The 7,619-nt window shown below is 35.0% G+C and carries 9 protein-coding genes, 1 tRNA gene and 1 pseudogene; 7 read left to right on the top strand and 4 right to left on the bottom strand.

Going from position 1 to position 7,619, the window contains the following annotated elements; genetic code table 11:
* Nucleotides 1-190: pseudogene (locus tag PWP26_RS04950) on the top strand (tRNA-specific adenosine deaminase); the annotation flags it as partial.
* Here PWP26_RS04950 and PWP26_RS04945 read toward each other — a convergent pair.
* The gene (locus PWP26_RS04945; RefSeq protein ID WP_051754470.1) at nt 180-1,082 is read right to left on the bottom strand and encodes a GGDEF domain-containing protein; all 903 of its coding nucleotides are present in this window, start codon (nt 1,080-1,082) and stop codon (nt 180-182) included. The pseudogene PWP26_RS04950 and the gene PWP26_RS04945 overlap by 11 nt on opposite strands.
* A 192-nt stretch (nt 1,083-1,274) precedes the next feature.
* Between PWP26_RS04945 and PWP26_RS04940 the strand changes: the two genes are divergently transcribed.
* Nucleotides 1,275-1,793, top strand: a complete 519-nt coding sequence (locus tag PWP26_RS04940; RefSeq protein ID WP_051754469.1) for a flavin reductase family protein — start codon at nt 1,275-1,277, stop codon at nt 1,791-1,793.
* Between the two features lie 24 nt (nt 1,794-1,817).
* Nucleotides 1,818-1,976 carry a hypothetical protein gene (locus PWP26_RS04935; protein WP_038060405.1) on the top strand — a complete coding sequence of 53 codons (159 nt, stop codon included), beginning with the start codon at nt 1,818-1,820 and terminating at the stop codon, nt 1,974-1,976.
* A gap of 34 nt (nt 1,977-2,010) precedes the next feature.
* On the opposite strand, the gene lpxD is transcribed toward PWP26_RS04935, so the two are convergent.
* The gene (gene lpxD / locus PWP26_RS04930; protein ID WP_038060407.1) at nt 2,011-3,033 is read right to left on the bottom strand and encodes a UDP-3-O-(3-hydroxymyristoyl)glucosamine N-acyltransferase; all 1,023 of its coding nucleotides are present in this window, start codon (nt 3,031-3,033) and stop codon (nt 2,011-2,013) included.
* Between the two features lie 163 nt (nt 3,034-3,196).
* Here lpxD and PWP26_RS04925 point away from each other — a divergent pair.
* The 4 genes from PWP26_RS04925 (at nt 3,197) to PWP26_RS04910 (ending at nt 6,218) form a co-directional block, all read left to right on the top strand.
* A tRNA-Val gene (locus PWP26_RS04925) sits at nt 3,197-3,271 on the top strand.
* Nucleotides 3,272-3,307: 36 nt separating this feature from the next.
* Complete coding sequence (gene thrS / locus PWP26_RS04920) at nt 3,308-5,251, top strand: threonine--tRNA ligase (protein WP_038060409.1); 1,944 nt, start codon at nt 3,308-3,310, stop codon at nt 5,249-5,251.
* Nucleotides 5,252-5,325: 74 nt separating this feature from the next.
* Nucleotides 5,326-5,853 carry a translation initiation factor IF-3 gene (gene infC, locus PWP26_RS04915; RefSeq protein ID WP_038060411.1) on the top strand — a complete coding sequence of 176 codons (528 nt, stop codon included), beginning with the start codon at nt 5,326-5,328 and terminating at the stop codon, nt 5,851-5,853.
* Nucleotides 5,854-5,975: 122 nt separating this feature from the next.
* Complete coding sequence (locus tag PWP26_RS04910) at nt 5,976-6,218, top strand: FmdB family zinc ribbon protein (protein WP_038060413.1); 243 nt, start codon at nt 5,976-5,978, stop codon at nt 6,216-6,218.
* Here PWP26_RS04910 and PWP26_RS04905 read toward each other — a convergent pair.
* Both PWP26_RS04905 and dut read right to left on the bottom strand, forming a co-directional pair.
* Nucleotides 6,213-7,160: an FAD-dependent thymidylate synthase gene (locus tag PWP26_RS04905; protein WP_038060414.1), complete on the bottom strand. Its 948-nt coding sequence runs from the start codon at nt 7,158-7,160 to the stop codon at nt 6,213-6,215. The genes PWP26_RS04910 and PWP26_RS04905 overlap by 6 nt on opposite strands.
* The gene (gene dut / locus PWP26_RS04900; protein WP_038060416.1) at nt 7,157-7,597 is read right to left on the bottom strand and encodes a dUTP diphosphatase; all 441 of its coding nucleotides are present in this window, start codon (nt 7,595-7,597) and stop codon (nt 7,157-7,159) included. The genes PWP26_RS04905 and dut overlap by 4 nt, the downstream gene beginning before the upstream one ends.
* Nucleotides 7,598-7,619 lie beyond the last annotated feature (22 nt).

The raw sequence follows: 7,619 nt of genomic DNA, 5'->3' as shown, positions 1-7,619 counted from the left end.
GCTTGCAAGAATAGAAGAATTGATCTTTGCTACCCGAGATGAAAAAACAGGAGCTTGTGTTAGCCTCTATCAAATAATCAGTGATCTAAGATTAAACCACAGGATTAAAATGAAAGAAGGTTTATTGAAACAACAAGCAGCCCAACTTTTAAAAGAATTCTTTAGACTAAAAAGAGAGACTATAAAATAGGGCCTATTTCACAAAACTCTTGTTTTTCCTCTAATCTTAAAACTTCAACCCGGTTTTTACCTAACTGTTTTGCCTGATAAAGCGCTTGATCAGCTAAAGAAATGTATTCCATTATGTTTTTTTCTCCTCTGTATTCACACCCTCCTAAACTAATCGTAACCTTTAGATTAGGATTAGTTTCAAAACTTATTTTCATAACCCGTTCTCTCAACCTTTCTCCCACCATTTTTACCTTATCTAAATCACACCTGTATAGGATGATTAGAAATTCTTCTCCTCCGTATCTTATAACCTCATCACTTATTTTTACGTTTTTTCTCAAGGTTTGGGCAACTACCTTTAAAACTTCATCTCCTATCAGATGTCCATAGAGGTCGTTTATGTTTTTAAAGTTGTCTATGTCTGCCATAATAAAACCAATAGGACCTTTAGTTCTTTTAAGTTTAGGGATTAGTAAATCGAGGTAAAGTCTGTTGTTTAGCCCAGTAAGATGGTCTATATACATCATGCTAGGTACAGACTTTATTATGTCTTTTAAGCTTAGAAGACCTACCAGTTTAGAATTATCATCAACTACCGGAAGATGGCTTATGTTAAACCTGGCCATAAGGTTTATGGCTTCTATAAGGGGCATTCCAACTTTAACAGTTATAAGAGATTTCTTGTCTTTACCTAAAGTCTGGAGAATTTCTTCTACGTTAGAAGGTGTTGGGGCAAATAAGAAAATTTTAGGCAGGTCTCTTAGAGTAATAATCTGGATGGGTTCTTGTTGTTGATCTACTACAACCACACTTCCGATCTCTTTATCTATAAAACAAGAAACCAATTCTAATAGGCTACTTTCAGGGTCAACCTTAAAGACGTCATCGATCATCACGTCTTTTACTAACATGGATTTACCTCTAAATGTTGTTTTTTTATAATTAATAGTAGAAAAGTAGCTTAAAAATTTTTTTTGTCAATAATAAATAGCAAAAAAAATCAGGTTTGAGGACCCGGTGGGTTAGTTATTGTTTTTTTATTTTGGTAAGATAAAATAACCAGTGTTTAAAATATAAGCTTAAAAAACTAAAGGGGGCTAAATATGAAATTTTACAGGGCTCTTCATCCAAGACCGGCTGTAATTGTAGGAAGCGGAAATGTAGAACAAGGAAAAACTAATCTTATGGCTTGTTCCTGGATAACTCCTATCTCTGTAGAACCTCCTACCATAGGTTTTGCCTGTGCAACTAAACATTATACAAAAGAGCTTATCGATAAGTATCAAGCTTTTTCGGTAAATATAACAGAAGATTATGAGCTTATTTTTAAAGTAGGTTCTGTCAAGGGAAGAGAAATCGATAAAATTAAAAAATTTGCCATAAAAACTAAACCAAGTCCTAACTTTAAGTTACCTTTGTTAGAGAAGAGTATGGCAACTTTTGAATGTAAAGTGTTAGAGGGCATCGAGGTAGGAGATCATGTTTTTTACATAGGAGAGGTTTTGTTTTGGGAGGCTAAAGATTTTGACGAAGAAGGTTTTAAAGAGTTTTGGAAGTTACCCTTACATAAAACAGGAAGATTTTTTGTTTTCTGCGATAAAAAGGTTTATATGGTGAAATAAGGAGAAAAAGGAGAGATAAAAGATATGGAAGAACTGGTGTGTTATTGTTTTGGTTTTACTAAAGAGGATATCGTAAGAGATGTAAAAGAAAACCAAGGACGTTCTGAAATTTTAGAGTTTATCATGGATAAAAAAAGAAAGGGCCAATGTGAATGTCATCTTAAAAATCCCAAAAAGACCTGATGTTTAGGAGACGTCCACAGGATTGTGGAAGAAACTAAAAAGTCTTTAGGAATTTTTTAAGCTCTTTGTATAGTTCAGGAAGCTTTTCAAAAATAATTATAGCTCTTTTCCATACATTTGCCTTTATAGCAGGTATTCCTGCCACCTCGGTGTTAGGAGGGACTTCCCCTACAACCCCTGATTTAGCTGCTACTCTTGCGCCTTTACCAATTTTAGCTGAAGGAGCTATTCCCACCTGTCCTGCGATCATCACAAAATCTTCTAAAACAGCACTCCCTCCTATAGCAGTATGAGAAACTAAAATGTTTTGTTTTCCTACTTTAACGTTATGCCCAACTTGGACAGAATTGTCAATTTTAGTTCCTTCTCCGATAACAGTAAACCCAAAAACAGCCCTATCAACTGTAGAATTAGCACCTATTTCAACATCATCTTCTATCAAGACTCCTCCAAAATGATGGATTTTAACGTTTTTATAGCCTTCATCTAAAGGTTCCTGAGCAAAACCAAAACCATCAGCTCCTATGACGACCCCTGCATGGATGATGCAATTTTTTCCTATTTTAGAATAGGGGTATAGCACGGTGTTAGGATAAACTACGGTGTTTTCTCCGATTTCACAAAAGGACCCTACAAAAACTCCTGGATAAAGGACCACCCCTTTTTTTATTTTTGCTCCAGTTTGTATGTATACATTAGGGTAAATAGCAACCGGTTCTTCTATTTCTACCCCATCTTCTATAAATGCCTTTTCACTTATTCCCCATCTTATAGCAGGTTCTTTTTTAAAAAGTTCAGTAATCTTAGCAAAGGCTAACCTAACCTCCTTTACCTCGACCACAGATTTTTCTTCTAATTGATTGGCCAAACCTTTAGGACAAAGCACAGCCTTTGCTTTAGAGGCTTTAGCCTGAGGTACTTTTTTTAAAGAGTCTATAAAAATTAATTCATCTTCTTTAGCAAGAGGAATGGCATTAACACCTGTTATCTCAAGGTCTTCTCCTATCAGTTCTCCGTTTATTTGTTTGGCTATAAAAGATAGTTTATAAGCTTTCAAGTTTTCACCTCCGTGTTTTTTATTTTAAAAATACAATCCTTTATGACAAAATCCAGAGGGGGACGTTAAAATTGTATAAACAGGCTAAAATTTTTTGGTACATTTTTATTTTTTACCTTGACATAAACCAAAATTTTGTTATTTTAAGGATTAATTAAACTGTAGGCGCGTAGCTCAGTGGGAGAGCGCTTGCTTGACGCGCAAGAGGTCGGCGGTTCGATCCCGCCCGCGCCTACCATTTTTGTTGAAACCTTGAGGAGAAAAGGGTTTAGGTTTGAAAATAGTTATTCAGGACATCGGGGAGTTTGACCTTCAGCCAGGTCAACCTTTAAAAAGAATTTTATCTGAAATCAAAAAAGTTGTCAAAAAACTTCCTGTAGGTTTTAAGTTTCAAGAAGAGTACTTAGATTGGCATACTCCTGTTACCAGCTCTTTGGGAAACGGTGAGTTGGTGGAGCTTATTCCTATCTATCCTGACGACAAGGAAGCTTTATGGTTTTTGAGACATACCGCTTCCCATGTGCTTGCTCAAGCAGTAAAGGAACTTTTTCCAGAGGCAAAGTTGGGTATAGGCCCTGCGATAGAAGATGGTTTTTACTATGATATCTATTATACAAGACCTTTTAATGAGGAAGACCTGGAGAAAATAGAAAAAAAAGTTAAGGAAATCATTCAAAAAAGATTACCGTTAGAAAGAAGGGAGATTAGTAAAGAGGAAGCTGAAAAGTTGTTTTCTTCGTTAAAAGAAGAGTTTAAACTTGAACTTATAAAAGAGATTAACGAAGATACAGTTTCTATTTATTCTCAAGGAGATTTTGTAGACTTTTGTAAAGGTCCCCACGTTCTTTCAACAGGAGACATTAAGGCCGTAAAGCTCCTATCTGTATCTGGTGCTTATTGGAGAGGCGATGAAAAAAATCCTATGTTATGGCGTATTTATGGAACTGCTTTCTTTAGTAAAGAAGAGCTTGAGGAACATCTGAAAAGACTTGAAGAAATCAAAAAGAGAGACCACAGGAAGTTAGGAAAAGAGCTTGAGCTTTTTACGATAGAAGAAGAGATAGGCCCTGGATTAGTTATATGGTTACCTAAGGGGGCGGTTGTTAGAAACTTGATAGAAAATTTTTGGAAAGAGGAACATTTTAAGCGAGGGTATCAGTTATTATATACCCCTCATATAGCTTTAAGAGACCTATGGAAGGTTTCTGGACATTTAGATTTTTATGCAGAAAATATGTTTCCTCCTATGGAGCTTGAAAATAGAGCCTATCAGTTAAAACCGATGAACTGTCCTTTTCATATATACGTCTATAACCAAAAAAGAAGGAGCTACCGAGAATTTCCTATACGTTTTTGTGAGCTTGGCACCGTATATCGTTTTGAAAGAAGTGGGGTTTTACATGGCCTTTTAAGGGTTAGGGGATTTACTCAGGATGACGCCCATATCTTTTGTCGAGAGGATCAGCTTGAAGAGGAACTGACCAACGTTCTTGATTTGGTGATTTATTTCTTGAAGGTATTTGGTTTCCATGAATATAAGATTTTTGTTTCTACCAGACCTGAAAAGTTTGTAGGAGATCCTAAAGTTTGGGATAAAGCAGAGGAAGCCCTTAAAAAAGCCTTAGAAAAAAAAGGATTGTCTTATGAGATAGACCCAGGAGAGGGGGTTTTTTACGGGCCTAAGATAGACCTTAAGATTAAGGATGTTCTGGGTCGTTTTTGGCAATGTTCTACCATTCAGGTCGATTTTAACCTGCCTGAAAGATTTGATTTGGTCTACGTAGGAGAAGACAATAAATTCTATCGTCCTATTATGGTGCATAGAGCTTTATTAGGGTCTTTAGAAAGATTTTTAGGGATTTTGATAGAAAACTATGCAGGTGCTTTCCCTTTCTGGATCTCACCTGTACAGGTAAAGGTTTTAACTATCACTGATAGAACTATACCTTATGCAGAAAAAGTAGCTCAAGCTTTAGAAAACGCTGGTTTTAGAGTAGAAAGAGATTTTAGAAGTGAGAAACTTAACTATAAAATAAGGATAGCTCAACAAGAAAAAGTGCCTTACATGGTAATCCTTGGAGATAAAGAGGAAGAAAATCAAGTGGTAAGCCTTAGGTCACGTACAGGAGAGGTTTTAAACAACCTTTCCTTGGAAGATCTTATCTCTAAATTAAAAACTGAAAATCAGCCTTATTATCAACTTAATGAAAGGTCTTAAGTTTTCTCTTCGTCATAAAGTTAAGGTTTTAACATCTCCAAAAATTAAAATTCACTTAGGAGGAAAGTTGTAGTATGCAAAAAGACTTGAAGAAAAAGTATCGGGTTAATGAACAGATTAAAGCTAAAGAAGTAAGACTGATAGGTCCAGATGGTAAACAGATAGGTATTGTGTCGTTAACCGAAGCGTTAAGATATGCCGAAGATTATGGTTTAGACCTGGTAGAAATAGCACCTACTGCTAATCCTCCTGTATGTAAAATAATGGATTTTGGAGAATTTTTATATCAAGAGGCTAAAAAAGCTAAAGAAGCTAAAAAGAAACAGGTTCAGATTGAAACCAAAGAAATTAAACTTAGTCCTAAAACAGATAAGCATGATTTGGAAGTAAAAATTAAACATATTATCAGGTTCTTAGAAGACAAAAATAAAGTAAAGGTAAGGATTGTTTTTAAAGGAAGAGAGATAGCTCATCCTGAAATGGCAGATAAGGTTTTGCAGGCTATTTTTGAGGCAGTAAAGGATAAGGCTCAGGTGGAAAGTCCTCCTAAGTTAGAGGGGAAACAACTGATAACCATCTTGGCTCCTTTGGTAAAAAAATAGCTTTTAATTTTTAACTTTAATCCTCTTTAAAAATTACCAGTCGGTATTATATTTTTCAAACGAATTTTTTCTGTAAGTTCATCAATAAATTTTTGTATTCTTTTGAAGAAGGAGGAGTGCTTATGGCTATTTATGAATATGAATGTTTAGCTTGCGGACATAAGTTTGAGGTTTGGCAAAAAATTACTGAAGACCCTCTTAGAACTTGCGAAAAATGTGGAGGCGAGTTAAGAAGGCTTATCGGAAATACTGGGTTTATTTTAAAAGGTTCTGGATGGTATGTTACAGATTATGCCCGTAAAGAAAAAGGCCAGAAAAGTAATTCTAAAGAAGAGGGTTCTCAAAAAAGTTCTAATGATTCATAAAAGATGTTCTTTTAAAAGAAATGCTAAAGTTTTTATTTCTTCTTGAGCTTGGGGTATCGCCCTTTTGTTGATAAAATCTTCCCATACGAATTCTGGCCCGGTGGCTAAAAGAGTGGTAGTTACACCTTGAGGAACTAAAAACCTTGCACTCTCTTTTTTTAGGTCTTTCATAAAATCTCTGTAATACTTCATCGTATATTTTATAATTTCTTGGTAGGTTTTAACATGGTAGTCGTTAAAATTTTTAGGTACGATAAATTTGTCTACTTCAGTATACCTATGAGAACGCTGATTGAAATTAAGCCAGGTGTGCCTTACGAACTGATGACTAAAGATTCTTGAAAAATTATGAACGATTACTCCAATCCAGTTAAAGGGATAAGGTTTCAGTTGTTTTATGATAATGACTTCAGGGACGGCAAAAAAGTTTGTACGGTCTTCTTCAAGAAGATGGTTAGGGAACTCTAAAAGAGGACCTTGATATAAGTTTTGGTTATTTTTAAAATAAACAATCTCAATCGAGGTTAAGTCAGGAGGATTTTCTATTAGTTTAGCAAATTGTTCCTCTGAAAGATTTTCTGCAAGATGTCTAAGATTAAATAAGGCTTGTTTTTTAGATTCATCCCAAAATACCTTAAAGTAAATCTGTGCGAGAAGAAGTTTTTCTTCAACTTTTATGTTTTCTGTGTTGACGAAAACTGGAGTATGGGCAAAAACACTGTAATGTTCCAATTTTTTTAGATGAAGAAGAAAATTTTTAAAGGTCTCAAAGTTTTTAAACTTTTCTTCAGAAAAAAGAGCCAAAGGATGGGAAGAGGCGTAACATATTCTTGCTCCTAAATAGCTAAAGAAGAGAAAATCTGTTATAGCTTTAATATCAGAATTTTTAACTACTACAGAAATAAAATCTTTTTGAAGTTGTCTTAAATCCGAAAGCCTCATCTGTAGCCACCTGTTGACCCAAAACCACCTCTGGAAGTTTTTTGAGGTGGTTCTTTAATTTCTACTATTTCAGGAAATCCCACTTGGATAAATATGGCTTGAGCTATCTTCTCATGAGCTTTAATAAAAGCGGCTTTTTGAGTTATGTTGACTACAGGTATCTTTATTTCATCATCAGCCCCACAATAATCAAAGTCAATAATTCCTGCTGAGTTTGGAAAGATAAGTCCTTTATTTTTAAAAAGAGAAGAACGAGGAAAAATTAAAAGGGCATAAGGGTAGGGGGCTTTCATTACTAAACCTGTTCTTATAAGTTTAAATTCTCCTGGTAAAATCTCTAAATCCTCCAAAGCAAAAATATCATATCCTACTGAACCTTCGGTGCTTCTTTCAGGAAGTTTTGCTCTTTCATCTTTTTTCCATACCTCTACCTTCATATTAACTCCTTTTACGGTTACG

It is taken from the genome of Thermodesulfobacterium sp. (assembly GCF_030445475.1).
In the GTDB taxonomy this organism is placed as follows: domain Bacteria; phylum Desulfobacterota; class Thermodesulfobacteria; order Thermodesulfobacteriales; family Thermodesulfobacteriaceae; genus Thermodesulfobacterium; species Thermodesulfobacterium commune.
Note: the sequence above shows the minus strand (reverse complement) of the source record. Positions and strands in the feature narration are given on the sequence as shown.

Bases quoted from the DNA above. Each gene is read 5' to 3' on its own strand.
- infC (WP_038060411.1), top strand. From the start codon at position 5,326: ATGCAAAAAGACTTGAAGAAAAAGTATCGGGTTAATGAACAGATTAAA.
- PWP26_RS04905 (WP_038060414.1), bottom strand. From the start codon at position 7,160: ATGAGGCTTTCGGATTTAAGACAACTTCAAAAAGATTTTATTTCTGTA.
- PWP26_RS04940 (WP_051754469.1), top strand. From the start codon at position 1,275: ATGAAATTTTACAGGGCTCTTCATCCAAGACCGGCTGTAATTGTAGGA.
- PWP26_RS04910 (WP_038060413.1), top strand. From the start codon at position 5,976: ATGGCTATTTATGAATATGAATGTTTAGCTTGCGGACATAAGTTTGAG.
- PWP26_RS04945 (WP_051754470.1), bottom strand. From the start codon at position 1,082: ATGTTAGTAAAAGACGTGATGATCGATGACGTCTTTAAGGTTGACCCT.
- dut (WP_038060416.1), bottom strand. From the start codon at position 7,597: ATGAAGGTAGAGGTATGGAAAAAAGATGAAAGAGCAAAACTTCCTGAA.
- PWP26_RS04935 (WP_038060405.1), top strand. From the start codon at position 1,818: ATGGAAGAACTGGTGTGTTATTGTTTTGGTTTTACTAAAGAGGATATC.